The organism is Streptomyces sp. NPDC002884, assembly GCF_040295245.1.
In the GTDB taxonomy this organism is placed as follows: domain Bacteria; phylum Actinomycetota; class Actinomycetes; order Streptomycetales; family Streptomycetaceae; genus Streptomyces.
On record NZ_JBEOVB010000022.1, the window covers coordinates 66,861 to 91,000 of the forward strand.

Annotated in this window: 1 protein-coding gene; it reads left to right on the top strand. The window is 73.8% G+C overall.

Annotated elements, in window-relative coordinates:
• Window positions 1–34: 34 nt before the first annotated feature.
• Window positions 35–24,139, top strand: coding sequence for a non-ribosomal peptide synthase/polyketide synthase (locus ABT070_RS32165; RefSeq protein ID WP_351765785.1), 24,105 nt, complete (start codon window positions 35–37; stop codon window positions 24,137–24,139).
• Window position 24,140 lies beyond the last annotated feature (1 nt).

Here is a 24,140-nt window from a genome sequence, read left to right on the forward strand (position 1 = left end):
CACCACGCCTGCCCACACCTTCGGAGGTCCCCCCATGTCCCGTCGCGATGGTGACGCCCTTCCCCTGACAGCGGCCCAGCGCGAGATCTGGCTGGCCGAGCAGCGCTCCCGGACGCCGATTCCGGGCTATCGCGTTGGCGAGTGCCTGGAGATCCACGGGCCGGTGGACCGGGAGGTGTTCGAGAACGCGCTGCGCCGGGTGGTCGACGAGGTCGACGCCCTGCACGTGACCTTCGTCGACGACGGGGAGGGCCCGCGCCAGGTCCTCCGGGAGAGCTGGGACTGGGCGCCGGCCCACCTCGACCTCAGCGGAGAACCCGACCCCCGGGCGTCGGCCGTGGCATGGATGGAGCGGGATCTGCTGCGCCCGCTGGACCTCGCCCGTGACCCGCTGTTCGGCCACGCGCTGATCGAGGCGTCGCCGACGGAGTACCTCTGGTACCTGAACTACCACCACCTGGTGCTGGACGCGATCAGCAGCTCCATGCTCCGGCAGCGGGTCGGCGAGGTGTACTCGGCGCTGACCGAGGGCGGCGCCGTGCCGCCATGCCCGTTCGGCTCGCTGCGGGACCTGGTCGACAGTGACGCCGCCTACCGCGCCTCCACCGACTTCGCCGCCGACCGCGCCTACTGGACCGAGCGCTTCGCCGACGTGCCCGCCCCGACCCGGCTCACCGACACCTCCGCGACCGACCCGCACCGCGCCCTCCGACTGGCCGAGGAGCGGGAACTGCGCCGCCCGGAGGCCCTGCGGGCGGCGGCGGGACGGTCCGGCGTCCGGTGGTCCCGGCTGGTGGTCGCGGCGACGGCGCTCTACGCCCACCGGCTGACCGGAAACCAGGACGTGGTGCTCGCCCTGCCCGTCACCGCCCGTCGGGGCGCCGACCGCGACCTGACGGCGGTGCCGGGCACGACGTCCAACGTGGTGCCGCTGCGACTGACGGTCCGGCCGGACATGCCGTGGCGCGTACTCGTCGCCCAGGCGGCGCGGGAGGTCGAGACGGCCGTCGCGCACGAGCGCTACCGCAGCGAGGACCTGCTGCGGGACCTCGGCGCCCCCGGCAGCATCGGGACGGCGTTCCCGCTGATCGTCAACATCATGGCCTTCAACTCCAGGCCGAGCTTCGCCGGGCACCCGGCCTCCGTGCACCACTTCGTGTCCGGGTCGACCACCGACCTCGCCGTCTGGGTCTTCGACTACCGGGACGGCAACCCGCCGCTGCTCCGGCTGCACGGCTCGCCGGAGGCGTACGGCCCCGACGACCTCGCCGGCCACCAGCAGCGGCTGCTCGCCCTGCTGGACACCCTCGCGGACTGCGACCAGGACGAGCCGGTGGGCCGGATCGAACTGCTCACCTCCGAGGAGCGCCGCGAGCTGGCGGAGCTCGGCTCAGGACCGGTGGCGCCGGCCCCGGCCACGAGCCTTCCGGAGCTGTTCCGGGAGCACGTCCGGGCGACTCCGGACCTGGTCGCGCTGGTGTGCGGCGACGTCTCGCTGACGTACGCGGAACTGGACGCGCGGGCCAACCGGCTGGCGCACGCCCTGACCGCCCGGGGAGCGGGCCCGGAGCGGCGGGTGGCGGTGGCCCTGCCACGCTCGGCGGAGCTGGTGGTGGCGATCCTCGCGGTGCTGAAGACCGGGGCGGCGTACGTGCCGGTCGACCCCGAATACCCGGCCGCCCGGATCGCGTACCTGCTCGACGACGCCCGGCCGGCCCTGCTGGTCACGGACTCCCGCAGCGAGGGGCGGCTGCCCGAGGCCGGGCCCGTAGACCGGCTGGTGCTCGACGCCCCGGAGACGGCCGCCCTGGTGGCGGGTTGCCCGGCGGCCGACCCGATGGTGGCCGTCGACCCGGGTCTCCCGGCGTACGTCATCTACACCTCCGGCTCCACCGGCAGGCCCAAGGGCGTGCTGCCGACCCACGGCGGCCTGCTCGACCTGCTCACCGACCTCCGGCAGATGCACTTGGCGCCGGTGCTGAAGGAGCGGCAGCGGCTGCGGGTGGCGCTGACCACCTCGGTGTCCTTCGACGCCTCCTGGAACCAGCTGCTCGCCCTGTTCGGGGGCCATGAGTTGCACGTCCTCGAGCACGCGACCTGGACCGACCCCGACGCCTTCGTCGACTACGCGGCGCGCTGCGGACTGGACTACATCGAAGCCACCCCGTCCTACCTGCAAGTGCTCGTTTCCCACGGGCTGCTGAGTGACCCGCAGTGGCGCCCGGCACTGGTCGGGGCGGGCGGTGAGGCCGTCCCGGAGCGGCTGTGGGAGCAGCTGCGGGCAGCGGAGGGCGTGTCCTGCCTCAACCTCTACGGACCGTCCGAATGCACCGTCAACTCGGTGGTCGCGCCGCTGGAGTCGAGCCCACGTCCGGTGATCGGCCGACCGGTCACAAACGCCCGGCTGTACGTGCTCGACGGCGCCCTGCGGCCGCTGCCGACCGGTGCGGCGGGCGAGCTGTACATCGCGGGCGCGGGGCTGGCCCGCGGCTACCTGAACCGGCCGGGGCTGACCGCCGGGCGGTTCGTCGCGGACCCGTTGGGCCCGAGCGGTTCGCGGATGTACCGCACCGGGGACCTGGTGCGGTGGGACGCGGCCGGGAACCTGGAGTTCCTCGGCCGCACCGACGACCAGGTCAAGCTCCGCGGCTTCCGGGTCGAGCTCGGCGAGATCGAGGCCGTCCTCACCGAGCACCCGCAGGTCGCCCGGGCCGCCGTGATGGTGCGTACCGAGGAGGAATCCCGGCTGGTCGCCTACGCGGTGCCCGAGCCCGGCGCCGCGGTGACCGACACAGCCCTGCGCGACCATCTGCGGGACCGGCTGCCCCGGCAGCTGGTGCCGGCCGCGTACGTGCTGCTGGAAGCTCTGCCGCTGACCCCGAACGGCAAGCTCGACCGGCGGGCCCTCCCGGTGCCCGGGCGGCAGCCCGTCGCGCCGGGCCGCGCACCGCGCACCGCGACCGAGCACCTGCTCGCCGGGCTGTTCGCCGAGGTGCTCGGGGTGGCCGAGCCAGGTCTTGACGACAGCTTCTTCGACCTCGGCGGGCACTCCCTGCTGGCCACCCGACTGGTCGCCAAAGCCCGCTCGCTCCTCGGCGTGGAGTTGCGGCTCGGCGACCTCTTCGACGCGCCGACGGTCGCGGAACTGGCGGCGGCCGTGGATGTCGCGGGCCGGGCGCGTCCGGCGCTGGGGCGGCGCGAGCGGCCGGAGGCCGTTCCGCTGTCCTTCGCGCAGCGCCGGCTGTGGTTCCTGCACCGTATGGAGGGCCCGAGCGCCACGTACAACATCCCGTTGGCGCTGCGGCTGTCCGGGCACCTGGACGAGCGGGCCCTGGAAGCCGCCCTGGCGGATGTGGTCGAACGGCACGAGAGCCTGCGCACCGTCTTCCCGGTGTTCGACGGTGTGCCGTGCCAGCGGGTGCTGGTCCCGGGCGAGGCACGGCCGCGGCTGCGGGTGACCGAAGCGGGCGAGCGTGACCTGCCGGAGCGGCTGAGGGAGGCGGCCCGGCACGGCTTCGAGCTCTCCGAGGAGCCGCCGCTGCACGCCGAACTGTTCAGGCTCGGCGCCGAGGAGCACGTGCTGCTGCTGGTGGTGCACCACATCGCCGGTGACGGCTGGTCGACGGGGCCGCTCCTGCGGGATCTGACGACGGCCTACGCGGCCCGTGCCGAGGGGGCGAAGCCGGAGTGGTCGCCGCTGCCGGTCCAGTACGCCGACTACGCCCTCTGGCAGCGGGAACTGCTGGGCGACGGCGCGGACCCCGACAGTCTGCTGAGCAGCCAACTCGGCTACTGGCGTGCGCAGTTGGCGAATCTGCCCGAGCAGGTCGAGCTGCCGTTCGACCGGCCCAGGCCGGCGGCGATGTCCTACCGGGGCGCCCACCTGCCGGTGCGGATCGACGCCGAGCTGCACCAGGGCCTGCGCGCGCTCGCCCGGGACGGCGGGGCCAGCCTCTTCATGGTGCTCCAGGCCGGACTGGCCGCCCTGCTGGGCAAGCTGGGCGCGGGCACCGACGTACCCGTGGGCACACCGATCGCCGGACGCACCGACGAGGCGGCGGACGACCTGGTCGGCTTCTTCGTCAACACCCTGGTGCTGCGCACCGACCTCTCCGGCGACCCGTCGTTCACCGAACTGCTGGGCCGGGTGCGCACCGACGCGCTGGCCGCGTACGCGCACCAGGACGTGCCGTTCGAGCACCTGGTGGAGGCGCTCAACCCGACCCGGACGCTGGCGCACCACCCGCTGTTCCAGACCATGCTCGCCCTGCAGAACGCGCCGCTCGGCACGTTCGACCTGCCGGGACTGCGGGTGGCGGCCGACCTGGTCCACACCGGGACGGCCAAGTGCGACCTGACCTTCATCCTGGCCGAACAGCCCGGTGAGGACGGTCTGTCGGGCGTGGTGGAGTACAGCACCGACCTGTTCGACGAGGCCGGCGTCACCGGGATCGTCGAGCGGTGGGTGCGGCTGCTGCGCGCCGTCGCCGCCGACCCCGGCCGGCGGATCGGCCGGGTGGACGTGCTGTCCACCGACGAGCTCCGCGCGCTGCTCCCGGCGCCCACCGGCCGCAGCGAGGAGCCGTCGGAGAACAGCCTGACCGCGTTGTTCGAGCGCCAGGTACGGGCGAACCCTGCCGCCACCGCCCTCACGGACGGCGAAGTCGCGCTGACGTACGGCGAGTTGAACGCCCGAGCGAACCGGCTCGCGCACGCCCTGATCGATCGGGGGGTGGGCCCGGAGCAGCTGGTGGCGCTGGCCCTGCCGCGCTCGGCGGAGCAGGTCGTGGCGGTGCTCGCCGTGCTGAAGGCGGGCGGCGCCTACCTCCCGGTGGACCCGGAGTACCCGGCCGCCCGGATCGCCTACCTGCTCCAGGACGCCAGGCCCGCGCTCCTCGTGACCACGAGCCGGACCGGCGACCTGCCGGGCGCGGACCCGGTGGACCGGCTGCTGCTGGACGTGGCAGACCTGGACGGGCTGCCGGACACCGACCCGGAGATCCCCCTCGACCCGGGCCACCCCGCCTACGTCATCCACACCTCCGGGTCCACCGGCAACCCCAAGGGCGTGGTGGTCACGCACCGGAACGTGGCGCGGCTGTTCGACACCACCCGGGAGCTCTTCGACTTCTCCGCCGAGGACGTCTGGACCCTCTTCCACTCCTACGCCTTCGACTTCTCGGTGTGGGAGCTGTGGGGCCCGCTGCTGCACGGCGGCCGCCTGGTGGTCGTGGACCACGAGACCAGCCGCTCGCCCGGCCGCTTCCTGGAGCTCCTCGCCCGCGAGCGGGTGACCGTGCTCAACCAGACGCCGTCCGCGTTCTACCAGCTGATGCAGGCGGACGCGGAGGCCCCGGAGACCGGCCGCCGGCTCGCGCTGCGCACGGTGGTGTTCGGCGGTGAGGCGCTGGAGCACGCCCGGCTGGCGAGCTGGTACGAGCGGCACCCCGCCGACGCGCCGCTGCTGGTCAACATGTACGGCATCACCGAGACCACGGTGCACGTCACGTACGCGGCGCTCGACCGGTCCGGTGGCGCCGTCGGCGGGATCGGCACGGCCATCGGGGACCTGCGGACGTACGTGCTGGACGCCCACCTGCGGCCGGTGGCCCCGGGCGTGCCCGGCGAACTGTACGTCGCGGGCGCCGGACCGGCGCGCGGCTACCTGAACCGGCCCGGCCTGACCGCCGGGCGCTTCGTGGCCGACCCGTTCGGACCGCCGGGATCGCGGATGTACCGCAGCGGCGACGTGGTGCGCCGCGCGGCGGACAACAGCCTGCGCTACGTCGGCCGGGCCGACCAGCAGGTGAAGGTGCGCGGCTTCCGGATCGAGCTCGGCGAGATCGAGGCGGCGCTGGCCGCGCACCCCGCCGTCGCCCAGGTCGCCGTCCTGGCCCGGCAGGACCGGGCCGACGACACCCGGCTGGTCGCGTACCTGGTCCCGGCCGTGGGCACCGCACCGCGCCCTGCCGACCTGCGCGCGCACCTGCGCGACCGGCTGCCGGAGCACATGGTGCCGTCGGCGTTCGTCGTGCTGGACGCGCTGCCGCTGACCGCCAACGGCAAACTGGACCACCGGGCCCTGCCCGCCCCCGACCTCGCTCCGGCGGTCACAGCCCGCGCCCCCCGCACCCCGCAGGAGCAGATCCTCTGCGAGCTGTTCGCCGAGGTGCTGGGCGTGGCGTCGGCTGGCGTCGAGGACGGCTTCTTCGACCTGGGCGGGCACTCGCTGCTGGCCACCCGCCTGGCCGCCCGGATCCGTGCGACGCTCGGCGTGGAAATGCCGTTGCGCACCCTGTTCGAGGCGCCGACCCCGGCCGGCCTGGCCGCCGCCCTGGTGGCGGCCGGACCGGCGCAGGCCCCCCTGGCACGGCGCGAGCGCCCCGAGGCGGTCCCGCTGTCGTTCGCGCAGCGGCGGCTGTGGTTCCTGCACCAGTTGGAGGGCGCGAGCGCGAACTACCACATCTCCCTGGCCTGGCGGCTGTCCGGGCATCTGGACCGGCGGGCCTTGGAGGCCGCCGTGGCGGACGTCGTGGCCCGGCACGAGAGCCTGCGCACCGTCTTCCCGGCGGTGGACGGCGTGCCGTACCAGCGGGTGCTGGACGTCGCGGCGGCCCGCCCGCGGCTGCTCGTGAGCCGGACCACCGAGGCCGGGCTGCCGACCGCCATGGCACGGGCGAAGGCCCGTCCGTTCGACCTGGCGGCCGATGTGCCGCTGCGTGTCGAGCTGTTCGAGCTGACGGCGGACGAGCACGTGTTCCAGGTGGTGCTCCACCACATCGCCGGCGACGGCTGGTCGCTGGGCCCGCTCGCACAGGGCCTGACCGCCGCCTACACGGCGCGCAGCCGCGGCGAGGAGCCGCAGTGGGCGCCGCTGCCGGTGCAGTACGCCGACTACACCCTGTGGCAGCACGAGCTGCTCGGCGACGGGGCCGACGAGGACAGCCTGTTCGCCCGCCAGGCGGCCTACTGGACCCGGCAGCTGGCCGGTCTGCCCGAGCGGCTCCAGCTGCCCGGCGACCGGCCCCGCCCGGCGGTCGCCACGCACCGGGGCGGTTCCGTGCGCGCAGGGCTGGACGCCGAGCTGCACCGCGGTCTGCGCGAGCTCGCCCGCGCCCACGGCACCAGTCTGTTCATGGTGCTCCAGGCAGGGCTGGCGGCGCTGCTGAGCAAGCTCGGCGCGGGCGACGACATCCCGGTCGGCAGCCCGGTCGCGGGCCGGACCGACCAGGCGCAGGACGAGCTGGTCGGCTACTTCGTCAACACCCTGGTGTTCCGTACCGACACCTCGGGCGATCCGACGTTCGCCGAGCTGCTGGGCCGGGTCCGGGACACCGCGCTGGCCGGGTACGCCCACCAGGACCTGCCGTTCGAATACCTGGTCGAGGCCCTCAACCCGGTCCGGTCGCTGGCGCACCATCCGCTGTTCCAGGTCATGCTCGTGCTGCAGAACGCGCCCCGGGCCGACTTCGCGCCGCCCGGGCTGCGCGTCGGCGACGTGCCGTCGGCGTCGGCCACCGCCAAGCTCGACCTGATCTTCACGATGTCCGAGCGGCACGCGCAGGACGGTGCCCCTGGGCCCGGCGGCCCGGGAGGTGCCCCCACCCCGGACGGGATCGACGCGTTCGTCGAATACAGCAGCGATCTGTACGACCCGGCCACCGTCGAGACGATGCTCGGGCGGTGGGTCCGGTTGCTCCGCGCCGCGGTCGCCGACCCGCGGCGGCGGCTCAGCCGGTTCGGCCTGCTCACCACCGAGGAGCGCGGTGAGCTGACGGCGCTGGGTACCGGCCCGGCGGCCCAGACCTTCACCGAGAGTCTGCCGGAGCTGTTCCGGGACCGGGTGCGTGCGACTCCGGACGCCCTCGCGGTGGTGGGACCGGAGGCGTCGCTGACGTACGCGGAGCTGGACGCGCGGGCGAACCGGCTGGCACACGCGCTCATCGCGCGGGGCGCGGGGCCGGAGCGGCTGGTGGCGGTGGCCCTGCCGAGGTCGGCCGGGCTGGTGGTGGCGATCCTCGCGGTGCTGAAGACCGGCGCCGCGTACCTCCCGGTCGACCCGGAGTACCCGGCCGCACGGATCGAATACATGCTCGACGACGCCCGGCCGGTCCTGGTGGTGACCGACGCCCGCACCCGGGGCCGGCTGCCGGAGACCGGTCCCGCCGGATGGCTGGTGGCCGACGACCCGGCGACGGCCGCGCTGGTGGCGGCGTGCCCGGCGACGGACCCCGCGGTGGCCGTCGATCAGGACCACCCGGTCTACGTCATCTACACCTCCGGTTCCACCGGCAGGCCCAAGGGCGTGGTGGTGACGCACGGCAGCCTGCGCAACCTGTTCGCCAACCAGGGTCCGCTGATGTTCCGGACGGGGGAGCGGCTGCGGGTGGGGCTGACCACGTCGGTGTCGTTCGACGCCTCCTGCGACCAGATGTTCGCCCTCTACGCGGGCCACGAGCTGCACGTCCTGGACGAGGCGACCTGGTCCGACCCGGACGCCTACCTCGAGTACGCCGCGCGGGCCGGTCTTGACACTGTCGGCGGCACCCCGTCCTACCTGCAAGTCCTCGTCGCACACGGCATGTTGGACGACCCGCGGTGGCGTCCCTCGCTGGTCGGGCTGGGCGGGGAGGCCGTTTCGGAGCAGTTGTGGGAGCGGCTGCGGGCGGCCGACGGGGTGTCCTGCCTGAACTACTACGGGCCGGCCGAGTGCACGGTGGACGCGGTCGTCGCGCCGCTGGGGTCGAGCCCGCACCCGGTGATCGGCCGGCCGCTGGGGGGTGTCCGGCTGCACGTGCTCGACGGCACGCTGCAGCCGGTGCCCGCGGGTGTGCCGGGTGAGCTGTACATCGCCGGTGCGGGGCTGGCACGCGGCTATCTGAACCGGCCGGGACTGACCGCGGGACGGTTCGTGGCGGACCCGTTCGGGCCGGCCGGCACGAGGTTGTACCGCACCGGTGACCTGGTGCGGTGGGACGCGGCCGGGAACCTGCAGTTCCTGGGCCGTACCGACGACCAGGTCAAGGTCCGGGGGTTCCGGATCGAGCTCGGCGAGATCGAGGCGGCACTGGCGGAACACCCGCGGGTCGCGCAGGCCGCCGTGACCGTCCGGCAGGACCGGGCGGGGGACACCCGCCTGGCCGCCTACCTGGTGCCCGTCGCCGGGGCGGAGCTCCGGCCGGAGGACCTGCGGGCGCTCCTGCGCGAGCGGCTGCCCGACTACATGGTGCCCGCCGCGTTCGTCTCCCTCGACGTCCTGCCGCTGAACGCCAACGGCAAACTCGACCGGCGCGCCCTGCCCGAGCCCGAGGCCACCGTGACGCGGTCCGGCCGGGCCCCGCACACTCCGCAGGAGCAGGTGCTCGCCGGGCTGTTCGCCGAGGTGCTGGGTCTGCCGCGGGTCGGCGTCGACGACAGCTTCTTCGACCTGGGCGGGCACTCCCTGCTGGCCACCCGCCTGGTGGCCCGGGTCCGTACGACCCTGGGCGTGGAACTGGCGCTGCGCACCCTGTTCCAGACCCCGACGGTGGCCGGGCTGGCCGCCGGGCTGGGCGGCGCGGGCCGGGCCCGGCTCGCCCTGAAGAGGGCGGAGCGGCCCATGGGGGCACCTCCGGCCGAAGGCCGGGGGACGGTGCCGTTGTCGTCCGCTCAACGGAGGCTGTGGTTCCTGCGCCAGCTGGAGGGCGCCGACTCGGTCTACAACATGCCGCTCGCGTGGCGGCTCTCGGGACCACTGGACCTGGCGGCCCTGGAAGCGGCGCTGGGCGATGTCGTGGACCGGCACGAAACCCTGCGCACGGTCTTCCCGGCCGCGGACGGTGTGCCCCACCAGCGGGTGCTGGCCACCGCAGAGGCGCGCCCGAGGCTGTCGGTCACCACGGCGGACGAGACGGACCTGCCGGAACTGCTGGCGCGGGCCGCAGCGCGTGGTTTCGACCTCGCGGCCGAACCGCCGCTGCGCGCCGAGGTGTTCGAGGTTTCGGCGGACGAGCACGTGCTGCTCCTGGTGATGCACCACATCGCCGGTGACGGCTGGTCGCTGGGCCCGCTCGCCGCCGACCTGGCCACCGCGTACGCGGCACGCCGACACGGCGGGGAGCCGCAGTGGGCGCCACCGCCCGTGCAGTACGCCGACTACACCCTGTGGCAGCAGGAGCTGCTCGGCGACCCGACCGACCAGGACAGCCTGTTCACCCGTCAGCAGAGCTACTGGACCGAGCAGTTGGCGGGCCTGCCGGAGCAGATCCGGCTCCCCGCCGACCGCCCTCGCCCCGCGACCCCCTCCTGCTCGGGCGGACACCTCGCGATCGAACTGGACGCCGAACTGCACGCCGGGCTGATCCGGCTGGGCCGGGAGCACGGCGCCAGCGTGTACATGGTGCTGCAGGCCGCCCTGGCATCGCTGCTGGACAAGCTCGGCGCGGGAGCGGACATCCCGGTCGGCAGCCTGATCGCGGGCCGGACCGACGAGGCCCTGGACGACCTCGTCGGATTCTTCGTCAACACCCTGGTGCTCCGCACGGACACCGGTGGCGACCCGACCTTCGCCGAGCTGCTGGGCCGGGTCCGCGAGGGCGCGCTGGCCGCGTACGCACACCAGGACCTGCCGTTCGAGCACGTCGTCGAGGCACTCAACCCGTCCCGGTCACTCACCCGTCAGCCGCTGTTCCAGGTGCTCCTCGCGCTGCAGAACGTGCCTCGCACCGAGTTCGCGCTGGACGGTCTGGCCGCTGAGATCGTCCTGGTGCGGACGCCGACGGCGATGTTCGACCTCGGCTTCCACCTGCTGGAGCGCGACGGCACCGGCGGGCCGGCCGAGGGCATCGTCGGGCGGGTCGAGTACAGCACCGACCTCTTCGACCCCGCCACGGTGGAGGCACTGGTCGCCCGGTGGCTGCGCCTGCTGGCGTCGGTGGTCGCCGAGCCGGACCGGCCGCTGAGCCGGATCGACGTCCTCACCGCCGAGGAGCGGCACGAGCTGCTGGTCGCGCGCAACGACACCGCCTGCCCTGCTCCCGATGCCGGCCTGCCCGCTCAGTTCGAGGCGCAGGTCCGGGCGACCCCAGAGGCTCCGGCAGTGGTGTTCGAGGACACCGTGCTGACCTACCGGGAGCTGAACCGCAGGGCCAACCGTCTGGCGCACGCGCTGATCGCGCGCGGGGTGGGACCGGAGCAGGTCGTCGCCCTGCGGCTGCAGAGGTCGACCGAGCTGGTGGTCGCCGTCCTCGCGGTCCTCAAGACGGGTGCGGCGTACCTGCCGGTCGACCCGGACTACCCGGCGGCCCGCATCGCGTACATGCTGGACGACGCCCGCCCGGCCGTGGTGCTCGACGACCTCGCGGCCGTCACACCGGACGGGGACCTGCCGGAGCACGACCCGGCGGTCGCCGTGGACACGCGCCACCCGGCCTACGTCATCTACACCTCGGGCTCCACCGGCAGGCCCAAGGCCGTGGTGATGCCCGCAGCCGGGCTGCTGAACCTGTTGGCGTGGCACCACGGGTCCGTCGGCGGCGAACCCGGCACGCGTACCGCGCAGTTCACCGCGATCAGCTTCGACGTCTCGGTGCAGGAGACGCTCTCCGTGCTGCTGTACGGCAAGACCCTCGTGGTGCCGACCGAGGAACAGCGGCGCAGCGCCGAGCTGTTCGCCCACTGGCTGGACCGGCACGGGGTCGAGGAGCTGTTCGCGCCCAACCTGGTGGTCGAGGCGCTGGCCGAGGCCGCCGAGGAGGCCGGGCTGGACCTGCCGAGCCTGCGGATGGTCGCGCAGGCCGGCGAGGCGATGCGGCTGGGCGGTGCGGTACGCCGCCTCCAGACCCGGCGGCCGGGCCGGGAGCTGCACAACCACTACGGCCCTGCCGAGACCCATGTGATCACCGCCTACCTGCTGCCGGCCGACCCCGCCGACTGCCCGCTGCCGGTACCGATCGGCCGCCCGATCGCCAACTGCCAGGCATACGTGCTGGATTCGGCGCTGCGGCCGGTCGCCCCCGGCGTGCTGGGCGAGCTGTACCTCGCCGGGGCGGGACTCGCCCGCGGCTACCTGAACCGGCCCGGGCTCACCGCCACGCGGTTCGTCGCCAACCCGTACGGTCCGGCCGGCGCGCTGATGTACCGCACCGGTGACCTGGTCCGCTGGCGCGCCTGGGGGTCTCCCCGGCCGGTGGGGGCACCTCCCGGCCTCCCCCAGACTTCGTCCGGGGGGACCCCCATGGCCGGGGGCGCTGGGGGAGAGCTGGAATTCGCGGGCCGGGTGGACCACCAGGTGAAGATCCGCGGGTTCAGGGTCGAGCCGGGCGAGATCGAGGCCGAGCTGGCCGCGCACCCGGGTGTCGCCCGGGTCGCGGTGCTCGCCCGGGAGGACCGGATCGTCGCGTACGTCGTCCCCCTGACCGGCTCCGGGGCGACCCCGGCGACGCTGTCGGCGTACCTGCGCGAGCGGCTGCCGGACTACATGGTCCCGTCCGCGTTCGTACTGCTCGACGCGTTGCCGCTGACGCCGAACGGGAAGCTGGACCGGGCGGCGCTGCCCGCGCCCGAGCCGGGCACGACCGTCGGAGGCCGGGCGCCGCGCTCGCCGCAGGAGCAGATCCTGTGCGAGCTGTTCGCCGAGGTGCTGGGCGTGCCGCGGGTCGGGGTCGACGACGGCTTCTTCGACCTGGGCGGACACTCCCTGCTCGCCACCCGGCTGGTCTCACGGGTCCGGGCGACCCTCGGGGTCGAGCTGGAACTGCGCAGCCTGTTCCGGGCGCCGACGCCCGCCGGGATCGCGGCCGGGCTGCACGACGCCGGCACCGCACGGCAGGCCCTCGTTCCCCGGCCCCGCCGCGAACCCATGCCGCTGTCGTTCGCTCAGCGCCGGCTCTGGTTCCTCCAGCAATTCGGGGCACCGAGTGCCACGTACCACATGCCGCTCGCCCTGCGGCTGTCCGGCGACCTCGACCGGGCGGCGCTGAGCGCCGCGCTCGCGGACGTGGTGGCCCGGCACGAGACCCTGCGCACGGTCTTCCCGCACACCGCCGGAGTTCCGTACCAGCGGGTGCTGGACACCACCGAGGTCGCTGTCCCTCTGACCGTACGCGCGGCCGCCGGCGAGGCGGAGCTGCCCGCATTGCTGCGCGAGGCGGCGGTACGGGCATTCGACCTGACCTCGGAAGTACCGCTGAGAGCACAGCTGTTCGCGCTCGCACCGGACGAGCACGTGCTGCTGCTGGTCATGCACCACATTGTCGGGGACGGCTGGTCCATGGGCCCGCTCGCCCGTGACCTGGCCACCGCCTACACCACTCGACAGGGTGGCGGGGCTCCGGCATGGCCGCCGCTGCCGGTCACCTACGGCGACTACACCCTGTGGCAGCACGAGCTGCTCGGCGACGAGCACGACACGGACAGCGTGTTCGCCCGCCAGGTCACCTACTGGACCGAGGCGCTGGCCGGGCTGCCCGAGCAGCTGCAGTTGCCTGCAGACCGGCCGCGCCCGGCCACCATGTCGTACGGCGGCGACCTGCTGGAACTCCGGATCGACGCCGAACTGCACGCGAAACTGGTGGAGTTGGCCCGAAGGTCGGGTGCCACTCTGTTCATGGTGCTGCAGGCGGCGCTGGCGGCGCTGTACACGCGGCTGGGTGCGGGCACGGACATCCCGATCGGGTCTCCGATCGCGGGGCGTACCGACGAGGCGCTGGACGATCTGGTCGGCTTCTTCATCAACACGCTGGTGCTGCGCACCGACACGAGCGGTGACCCGAGTTTCGCCGAGCTGCTGGGTCGGGTGCGGGAGACGTCGCTGTCGGCGTACGCGCACCAGGACGTGCCGTTCGAGCACCTGGTGGAGGCGCTGAACCCGTCCCGCTCGCTGTCCCACCACCCGCTGTTCCAGACCGGGTTGGTCGTGCAGAACGCGCCGGGTGGTGACTTCGAGCTGCCGGGTCTGAAGGTCTCCGGGGTGACCGTGCTCACCGGGACCGCGCGGCTCGACCTGACCTTCGGGTTCGCGGAGGAACACGGGCCGGACGGCGCGCCGGCCGGGATCGGCGGCGCGGTCGAGTACGGCACCGACCTGTTCGACCGCTCGACGGTCGAGGTCCTGGTCGCCCGGTGGACCAGGCTGCTGGCCGCGGTCGCCACCGCGCCCGACCTGCCGATCGGCGGGATCGATCTGCTGTCCGCAGAGGAGCGCTGCGAGCTGCTGCCCGCCGTCGAGGGCCAGGCGGCCGGGGTGAGCCTGCCGGAGCTGTTCGCGGCGCAGGTCGCGGCGACGCCGGACGCGGTCGCGCTCGTCTGCGACGATGTCGAATTGACGTACCGTCAACTCGACGCCAGGGCGAACCGGTTCGCGCACGCGCTGATCGCCCGGGGCGTCGGTCCGGAGCGGACCGTGGCCGTGGTCCTGCCGCGCTCGGTGGAGTCCGTGGTGGCCGTCCTGGGCGTGCTCAAGGCCGGGGCCGCGTACCTGCCGGTGGATCCGGCGTACCCGGCGGCACGGATCACGTACATGCTGGACGACGCGCGGCCCACGGTGGTGATCGACGATCCGGCGACAGTGACCGAAGGGAACTGGCCGGACACCGACCCGCGGACCGCGCTCGACGTACGGCACCCGGCATACGTCATCTACACCTCGGGCTCGACCGGTCGGCCCAAGGGCGTCGTGGTGAGCCACACCGGTGTGTCGGGCCTGGTGGCGGCGCAGGTCGACCGGCTCGGCGTGGCGCCGGGCAGCCGGGTTCTCCAGTTCGCCTCGCCCAGCTTCGACGCGTCCTTCTGGGATCTGTGCGGTGCCGTGCTCACCGGCGCCACCCTGGTCCTGGCCCCGTCCGAGGCCCCGCTGGAGGGCCTGACGGACCGCCGGCTCGACGTCACCCACGTGACGCTTCCGCCCTCGGCGCTGGCCGCGCTGGAGAGCGCCGACCTCACGGCCGGCACCTTGGTGGTGGCCGGCGAGGCCTGCACGCCGGAGCTGGTGGCCCGGTGGGCGCCGGGCCGACGGATGATCAACGCGTACGGTCCGACGGAGACGACGGTGTGCGCGACCATGAGCGACCCGCTGTCCCCGGGGCGCGGTGTACCGCCGATCGGCCGGTCGGTCGCGGGCTTCCGGGTGTACGTCCTCGACGAGCGGCTGCGCATCGTGCCGCCGGGGGTGGCGGGGGAGCTGTACGTCGCCGGTCCCGGTCTGGCGCGCGGGTACCTGAACCGGCCCGGGCTGACGGCCGGACGGTTCGTCGCCTGCCCGTTCGGTCCGGCGGGTGCGCGGATGTACCGCACCGGGGACGTGGTGCGCCGCCGGGCCGACGGCGAGCTGGAGTACGTCGGCCGCGCCGACAGTCAGGTGAAGGTGCGCGGCTTCCGCGTCGAACCCGGCGAGATCGAGGCGTCCCTGACCGGGCACCCCGCGGTCGCCCAGGCCGCCGTCGTCGCCCGGGACGACCGGCTTATCGGCTACGTGGCGGCGCGCCCCGACACGGTCGTACGTCCGGCGGAGCTGGCGGCGTACCTGCGGGACCGGCTGCCCGACTACCTGGTACCGGCTGTCTTCGTGGCGCTGGACGTGCTGCCGCTGACGCCGAACGGGAAGCTGGACCGGGCGGCACTGCCCGCGCCCGATCGCGGTTCGGCCGAGGTCGGGCGGGCGCCGCGCACCCCGCAGGAGCAGATCCTGTGCGAGCTGTTCGCCGAGGTCCTTGGCGTGCCGCGGGTCGGGGTCGACGACGGCTTCTTCGACCTGGGCGGGCACTCCCTGCTCGCCACCCGGCTGGCCGCGCGCGTGCGCTCGGTGCTGGGAGTCGAGCTGGGGCTGCGCACGCTGTTCCAGGCGCCCACCGTGGCCGGCCTGGCCGAGGCGCTGGCCGGGGCCGGCCACGCCCGCCCGGCGCTGACCGAGCACGAGCGGCCGGAGGCGGTGCCGTTGTCCTTCGCCCAGCGTCGGCTCTGGTTCCTGCACCGCATGGACGGCACCGCCGCGACGTACCACATCCCGCTGGCGCTCCGGCTGAGCGGGACGCTCGACCGGGCGGCGCTGGACGAGGCGCTGGCCGATGTGGTGGCCCGGCACGAAAGCCTGCGGACGGTCTTCCCGGAGGTCGACGGCGTACCCTGCCAGCTCGTCCTGGACCCGGCCGGGGCCCGGCCCCGGGCACGGCTGACCGAGGTGGCGGAGGCCGAACTGTTCGAGCGGCTCGCCGAGTTCGCCCGGCAGCCCTTCGACCTGGAGGCCGAAGCGCCACTGAGGGCGGAGCTGTTCGCGCTCGCGCCGGACGAGCACGTGCTGCTGCTGGTGATGCACCACATCGCCGGCGACGGCTGGTCCACAGGCCCCCTGGCCCGCGACCTGGCCGAGGCGTACGCCGCCCGGTGCGAGGGCCGCGCGCCGCACTGGCCGGTCCTGCCGGTGCAGTACGCGGACTACACGCTGTGGCAGCGCGACCTGCTTGGCGACGCCGCCGATCCGGAGAGCCGGTTCGCCGAACAACTCGGCTACTGGAAGCGTCAGCTGTCCGACCTGCCGGAGTTGCTCCAGCTGCCCGTCGACCGGCCGAGGCCGGCTGTCGCCGGCTGGCGCGGGGACCACGTCGGCCTGGAACTGAGCCCCGAACTGCACACCGCCCTGGTGGAGTTGGCCCGAAGGTCGGGCGCGAGCCTGTTCATGGTGCTGCAGGCGGCGTTGGCGGCGCTGTACACGCGGCTGGGTGCGGGCACGGACATCCCGATCGGGAGTCCTATCGCGGGGCGTACCGACGAGGCGCTGGACGACCTGGTCGGGTTCTTCGTGAACACGCTGGTGCTGCGCACCGACACGAGCGGTGATCCGACGTTCGCCGAGCTGCTGGACCGGGTCCGGGAGACGTCGCTGTCGGCGTACGCGCACCAGGACGTGCCGTTCGAGCACCTGGTGGAGGCGCTGAACCCGTCCCGCTCGCTGTCGCACCACCCGTTGTTCCAGACCATCCTGGCGGTGCAGAACGCTCCGATGGGCCGGTTCTCCCTGCCCGGCCTGGACGTCGCCACCTACGCGGTGGCCACCGGAACCGCCAAGTTCGACCTCGGTGTGAGTCTTGTCGAACAGTTCGGTCCGGACGGCAGCCCGGCGGGGATCGTCGGCGCGGTGGAGTACGCCACCGACCTGTTCGACCGCTCGACGATCGCAGCGCTCGCCAGGCGCTGGACGCGCCTGTTGGAGGCGGTCACCGCCGACCCGGACCGGTCGATCGGACTTATCGAGCTCCTCGACGCCGACGAGCGGCACCGTTTGCTGGAGCAGGGCAACGCGACCGTCCGTGAGGTGGATGCCGTCCCGGTGCCGCAGGCGCTCGCGGCGCAGGTGGCGGCGACACCGGACGCGGTCGCGCTGGTGTACGGCGCTGCCGAGTTGACGTATCGGCAGCTGAACGCCCGGGCGAACCGGTTCGCGCACGCGCTGATCGCCCGAGGTGTCGGCCCGGAGCAGACCGTGGCCGTGGCCCTGCCGCGCTCGGTGGAGTCCGTGGTGGCCGTCCTGGGCGTGCTGAAGGCCGGGGCCGCTTACCTGCCCGTGGATCCGGCGTACCCGCAGGCGCGGATCGCGCACATGCTGGACGACGCGCGGCCGGCGCTGACGGTCGACGACCCGGCGCTGGTGACCGAGGTGTCCGCGTGGCCGGAGACCGACCCCGTGGTCGCGCTCGACGTCCGGCATCCGGCCTACGTGATCTACACCTCGGGCTCGACCGGCCGCCCCAAGGGCGTCGTGGTCGCCCACGGCGGCGTCGCGAGCCTGGTCGCCGCACAGATCGAGCGCTTCGCGATCGAATCCGACAGCCGGGTGCTCCAGTTCGCCTCGCCCAGCTTCGACGCGTCGGTGTCGGAGATCTACACCGCGCTGCTGCGCGGCGCGGCCCTGGTGCTGCCCCCGACGGCGGACCCGGTCGCCGCGCTGACCGACCGGGACCTCGCGGTCACCCACGTGACCGTGCCCCCGTCCGTCCTCGCCGCCGTGTCGGAGGGCTCGGTGCATGTGCCGACACTGGTGGTGGCGGGTGAGGCGTGCCCGCCGGAACTGGTGGACCGCTGGGCGTCCGGGCGCCGGATGATCAACGCGTACGGTCCGACCGAGACCACGGTGTGCGCGACCATGAGCGACCCGCTGTCCCCGGGGGCGGGTGTGCCGCCGATCGGCCGTCCGATCGCCAACGCCCGGGTGTACGTGCTGGACGAGCGGCTGCGGCCGGTGCCGGCGGGCGTGGCGGGGGAGTTGTACGTCGCGGGCGCGGGACTGGCGCGGGGCTATCTGAACCGGCCGGGCCTGACGGCCGGACGGTTCGTCGCCTGCCCGTTCGGGGCCGGTGAGCGCATGTACCGCACCGGAGACCTGGTGCGCTGGCGCTGGGGGTCCACCCGGTCGGAGTCCGGGGGAGGCGAGCTGGAGTACGTCGGCCGTGCCGACGACCAGGTGAAGGTGCGCGGCTTCCGGGTCGAGCCCGGCGAGGTCGAGGCGGCGCTGGCCGAGCACCCCGCCGTCGCCCGGGCCGCCGTCCTCGCCCAGGACGACCGTCTTGTCGGCTACGTCGTCCCGCACCAGGACGAGGCCCGGGACAGCGGCCTGGAAGCGGACCACGTGGGCGAGTGGCAGGACATCTACGACGCCCTGCCCATCACCCCTGAGGAAGTCGGCTTCGGCCAGAACTTCGTCGGCTGGAACAGCAGTTACGACGCCAGCCCGATCCCTGTCGAGCAGATGCGGGAGTGGCGGGACGCAACCGTGGCCCGCATCCTGGCCCTGCGTCCTCGCCGCGTGCTGGAGGTCGGCGTCGGTACCGGCCTGCTCCTCTCGCAGATCGCACCCCACTGCGAGGCGTACTGGGCGTCGGACTTCTCCGCCACCGCGATCGATGCGCTGGCCGCCCAAGTGGCGCGGGAGGAGCGGCTGGCCGAGCGTGTCGTGCTGCAGACCCGCCCGGCGCACGACACCGAGGGCCTGCCGGCCGGGTGGTTCGACACCATCGTGATCAACTCGGTGGTGCAGTACTTCCCGTCCGCCGACTACCTCTCTGACGTGATCGGGAAGCTGATGCGGCTGCTCGCCCCCGGCGGCACGCTCTTCGTCGGCGACGTCCGCAACCTGCGGCTGCTGCGCCCGCTGGCCACCGCGGTCCAACTGCACCGCACCGGTGCCGACCGCGACCTCGCGGCGGTGCGCCGCGCGGTGGAGCAGGCCGTCAGGGTGGAGAAGGAACTCCTGGTCGACCCGGACTTCTTCACCGTCCTGCGGGAGCGCGGCCCGGACATCGGCGCGGTGGCCGTGGAGGTCAAGCGCGGCCGCCACCACAACGAACTGACCCGCTACCGCTACGACGTGGCGCTGCACAAGCAGCCGGTCACTCCGGTGGTCCCGAGCCGGACCGTCGAGCTGGAGTGGGGGCGGCAGGCCGCCGGGCTGGACGAGCTGCGCGAACTCCTCGCCCAGCCGCCCGCTGACGTGCTGTGGATCACCGGAGTGCCGAACCGTCGGGTGCTGCGCGAGGCCGCCCTTTCCCGGGCGGTGCAGAACGGCCACGGCTCGCTCGCCGAGCTGCTGGAGCGGCTGCACGGCCCGGAGGAGGGCGAACTCCCCGATCCCGAGGACTTCCGTGCCATCGGGCTGGAGTTCGACCGCTGGGTGGGCGTCACCTGGTCGGCGACCTCGGCCGACGCCGTGGACGTCGTCTTCGCCGATCCGCGGGCGTACGACGGCTCCCCGGTCGAGCCGTACCGGTCGGCCCGGACCACCAGCACGCCGCTGTCGTCGCTGACCAACCGCCCGACCGGCAGCCGGGGCACCGGCGCCCTCATCGGCGAACTCCGCGAATGGCTGCGCGGGCGACTGCCCGACTATCTGATCCCGTCGGCGTTCGTGGCACTGGAGACGTTGCCGCTGACGGCCAGCGGCAAGCTCGACCGCCGCGCGCTGCCCGCGCCCGACCTCGACCTGGCCGGAGCCGGGCGGGCGCCGCGCACCCCGCAGGAACAGCTCCTCGCCGAGCTGTTCGCCGAGGTGCTCGGCCTGGCCCAGGTCGGCGTCGAGGACAGCTTCTTCGACCTCGGCGGGCACTCGCTGCTGGCGACCCGCCTGGCCTCCCGCGTCCGGGCGACCCTCGGCGCGGAGCTCGAAGTCCGCACGCTGTTCGAGACGCCGACCGTGGCCGGACTGGCGGCCCGCCTCGACGCCTCCGGCACGGCGCGGCCCGCGCTGACCCCCCAGCCGCGACGCGAACACGTGGAGCTGTCCTTCGCCCAACGCCGCCTGTGGTTCCTGCACCGGATGGACGGGCCGAGCGCCACCTACAACATGCCGCTCGCGCTGAGCCTGACCGGCGCACTCGACCGCCCGGCCCTGCACGCGGCGCTCGCGGACGTGATCGCCCGGCACGAGAGCCTGCGGACGGTCTTCCGCGAGACGGACGGCGTGCCGTACCAGGTCGTGCTGAGTGCTTCGCACGCGCACCCGGAGCTGCCGGTGGTCGAGCTCGACGAGAGCCGGCTGGCCGAGCGGCTGGCGCGGACGGCCCGGCGAGGCTTCGACCTGGCGGCGGAGCCGCCGGTCCGGGCGGAGCTGTACGAGCTCGCGCCCGACCGGCATGTGCTGCTGGTCGTGGTGCACCACATCGCCGCCGACGGCTGGTCGATGGGGCCGCTCTCCGGCGACCTCGCGGCCGCCTACACGGCGCGTTGCCGTGGCGAGGAGCCGCAGTGGTCGCCGCTGCCGGTGCAGTACGCCGACTACACCTGCTGGCAACGCGACCTGCTCGGCAGCGCCGCCGACCCGGACAGCCTGTTCGCCCGGCAACTGGCCTACTGGAAGGACGAGTTGGCGGGCATTCCGCAGCAGGTGCAACTGCCCGCCGACCGGCCCAGGCCGCCGGTGGCCTCCCAGCGCGGCAGCCGGGCCGTGGTCCGGCTGGACCCCGAACTGCACCAGGCACTGCGGGACCTGGCCGCCGCGCGCGGCGCCAGCATGTTCATGGTGCTCCAGGCCGGCCTCGCCGCGCTGCTCACCCGGCTCGGTGCCGGCACCGACATCCCTGTAGGCAGCCCGATCGCCGGCCGTACCGACCAGGCACTGGACGAACTCGTCGGCTTCTTCGTCAACACGCTGGTGCTGCGCACCGACACGAGCGGCGACCCCGGCTTCGCCGAACTCCTCGACAGGGTGCGGCAGAAGGCGCTCGCCGCCTACGACCACCAGGACGTGCCGTTCGAGTACCTGGTCGAGGTGGTCAATCCGGCCCGGTCGCTGTCGCACCACCCGCTGTTCCAGATCATGCTGGCCCTGCAGAACGCGCCGGTGGGCGAGTTCACGCTGCCAGGGCTGGAGACCGGCCACCTGGAGGCGTCGACCGGGACCTCGCGCGTCGACCTGACGTTCAGCCTGGCCGAGCAGTTCCGCTCGGACGGCGGCCCCGACGGCCTCGTCGGCGCGGTGGAGTACGCCACCGACCTGTTCGACCCGGCCACCGTGGAGCTGCTGTTCGAGCGCTGGGCACGGCTGCTGCGCGCGGCGGTCGACGACACCGGCCGTCCGATCAGCCGGATCGACATCATGTCGGACGGGGAACGCCGCCGGCTGCTGTCCGAGGCCACCGGTGCCGCGGTCGAGCTGCCCGAGGCCGCGCTGCCGGAGCTGTTCGCCCGCCAGTTGCGCACCACCCCGGACGCGGTGGCCGTCGTGGCGGGCGCCGCCGAGCTGACCTACCGGGAACTCGACCAGCGGTCCAACCGCCTCGCGCGGGCACTGATCCGCCGGGGCGTACGGCCGGAGGCACCGGTCGCGGTGCTGCTGGACCGCTCGGCGGACCTCGTCGTGGCGCTCCTGGCGATCATCAAGGCGGGCGGCGCCTACGCGCCCCTCGACTCGCGCTTCCCGCAGTCCCGGATCGACCTGATCCTCCAGGAGGCCGGGGTCGCGCTGGTGCTCGACAAGGACGTGCTGACCGCGTTGATCGAGGGCGAGCCCGACTCGTCGGGCATCGAAGTGCGCTGCGATCAGCGGCAGTTGGCGTACGTGATGTACACCTCCGGCTCGACCGGCCGGCCGAAGGGCGTGGCCGTCACCCACCGCGATGTGGTGGGCCTCGCGCTCACCCCCGAGTATCACGGGGGCGGACACGATCGGGTGCTGATGCACTCCCCGACCGCCTTCGACCTCTCGACCTACGAGCTGTGGGTGCCGCTCCTCAACGGTGGCCGGGTCGTGGTCGCACCGCCCGAGCGGCTCGACCTCGACCTGCTGCAGCACACGATCAGTACGCACGGGGTGACCGGACTGTGGCTGACGGCCGGCCTGTTCCGCCTGGTCGCCGAGGAGCGACCGGCCGTGCTCGCGGGGGTGCGCGAGGTGTGGACCGGCGGTGACGTGGTCTCCCCGGCCGCCGTCGCCCGGGTGCTGGAAGCCTGCCCCGGCATCGAGGTGGTCAACGGCTACGGGCCCACCGAGGCCACGACCCTGGCCACCTGCCATCCGGTGCACACCCTCCCCGAGAACGCCGCGACCGTGCCGATCGGCGGACCGATGGCGAACATGCGTGCCTACGTCCTCGACGATCACCTGCGGCCGGTGCCCACGGGCCTGGTCGGCGAGCTGTACCTGGCGGGGACGGGCGTGGCCCGCGGCTACCTCGGCCGGCCCGGCCTGACGGCGGAGCGCTTCACCGCCGACCCGTACGGGCCGCCCGGGAGCCGGATGTACCGCACCGGCGACCTGGCGTGGTGGCCGGCCGAGGGCACCCTGGAGTTCGCCGGACGGACCGACCACCAGGTCAAGCTCCGCGGCCTCAGGATCGAGCCCGGCGAGATCGAGGCGATCCTCGCGAGCTGCCCGGGCGTCGCCCAGGCAGCCGTCGTCGCCCGCGAGGACCGGCCCGGCGACAAGCGGCTCGTCGCCTACCTGGTGCCAGGCGCCGAGGGCACGCCCGAGGCGGGCGAGCTCTCCGGGCGACTGCGCCGTGAACTGCCCGACTACATGGTGCCGTCGGCGTTCGTCACCCTGGACACGCTGCCGTTGACCGCCAACGGCAAGCTGGACCGGGCCGCCCTGCCCGCCCCCGAGTACGGGGCGCCGGGCACCGGACGCGGCCCCCGGACGCCGCGGGAGCAGTTGCTGTGCGGCCTCTTCGCCGAGGTCCTCGGCCGGGAACAGGTGCAGATCGACGACAACTTCTTCGATCTGGGCGGGCACTCGCTGCTGGCCGCCCGCCTGGCCTCCCGGGTCCGCGAGACCCTCGGTCTGGAACTGGGCCTGCGCATGCTGTTCGAGGCGCCGACCGTGGCCGGTCTCACCGAGCGCCTGGTGATGGACGACCCCGACGACGCCTTGGACGTGGTGCTGCCGCTGCGTTCGACCGGAGCCGGCACGCCGCTGTTCTGCATCCATCCCGGCGGCGGCATCAGCTGGTCGTACAGCGGGCTCCTGAACCACATCGGTGCCCGGCATCCGGTCTACGCGATCCAGGCGCGCGGCCTCGGCCGGCCCGAGCCCCTGCCGACGTCCTTCGAGGAGATGGCGGCCGACTACGCCGACCAGATCCGCAAGATCCAGCCCGAGGGGCCGTACCTGCTGCTCGGCTGGTCCGCCGGCGGGCTGATCGCCCACGCGGTCGCCTGCGAGCTGCAGGCGCGAGGCGAGCGGACCGCGCTGCTGGCCATCCTCGACGCCTACCCGGTGAAGGACGTGCAGTTCGAGGAGATGCCCGTGCCCACCGAGCGGGACGTGCTCGTCGGTGTGCTCGACGTCGACCCCGACGAGCTGGGCGACCGGGAGCTGACCTACGCCGAGGTCGCCGAGGTCCTGAACCGGCGGGGCAGCGCGTTGCAGGGCCTGACGGAGCGGCAGATCGAGGTCATCGTCCACATCATGATCAACAACGCGAAGCTGGCGGTCGACTTCGTCCCCACCGGGTTCGACGGCGACCTGCTGCTGTTCAACTCGACGATCGACCGCGACGGGGACGACGCCGGGCCCGCGACCTGGCGCCCGTACATCGCGGGCCGGATCGAATCGCACGAGATCACCACCCGGCACAACCGGATGACCGAAGCCGGCTCACTGGCCCAGATCGGACCGATCCTGGCCGCCCGCCTCGCCGAGGCCACCGGTGACACCACCCTTTCCCACCAGGAGGACTGAC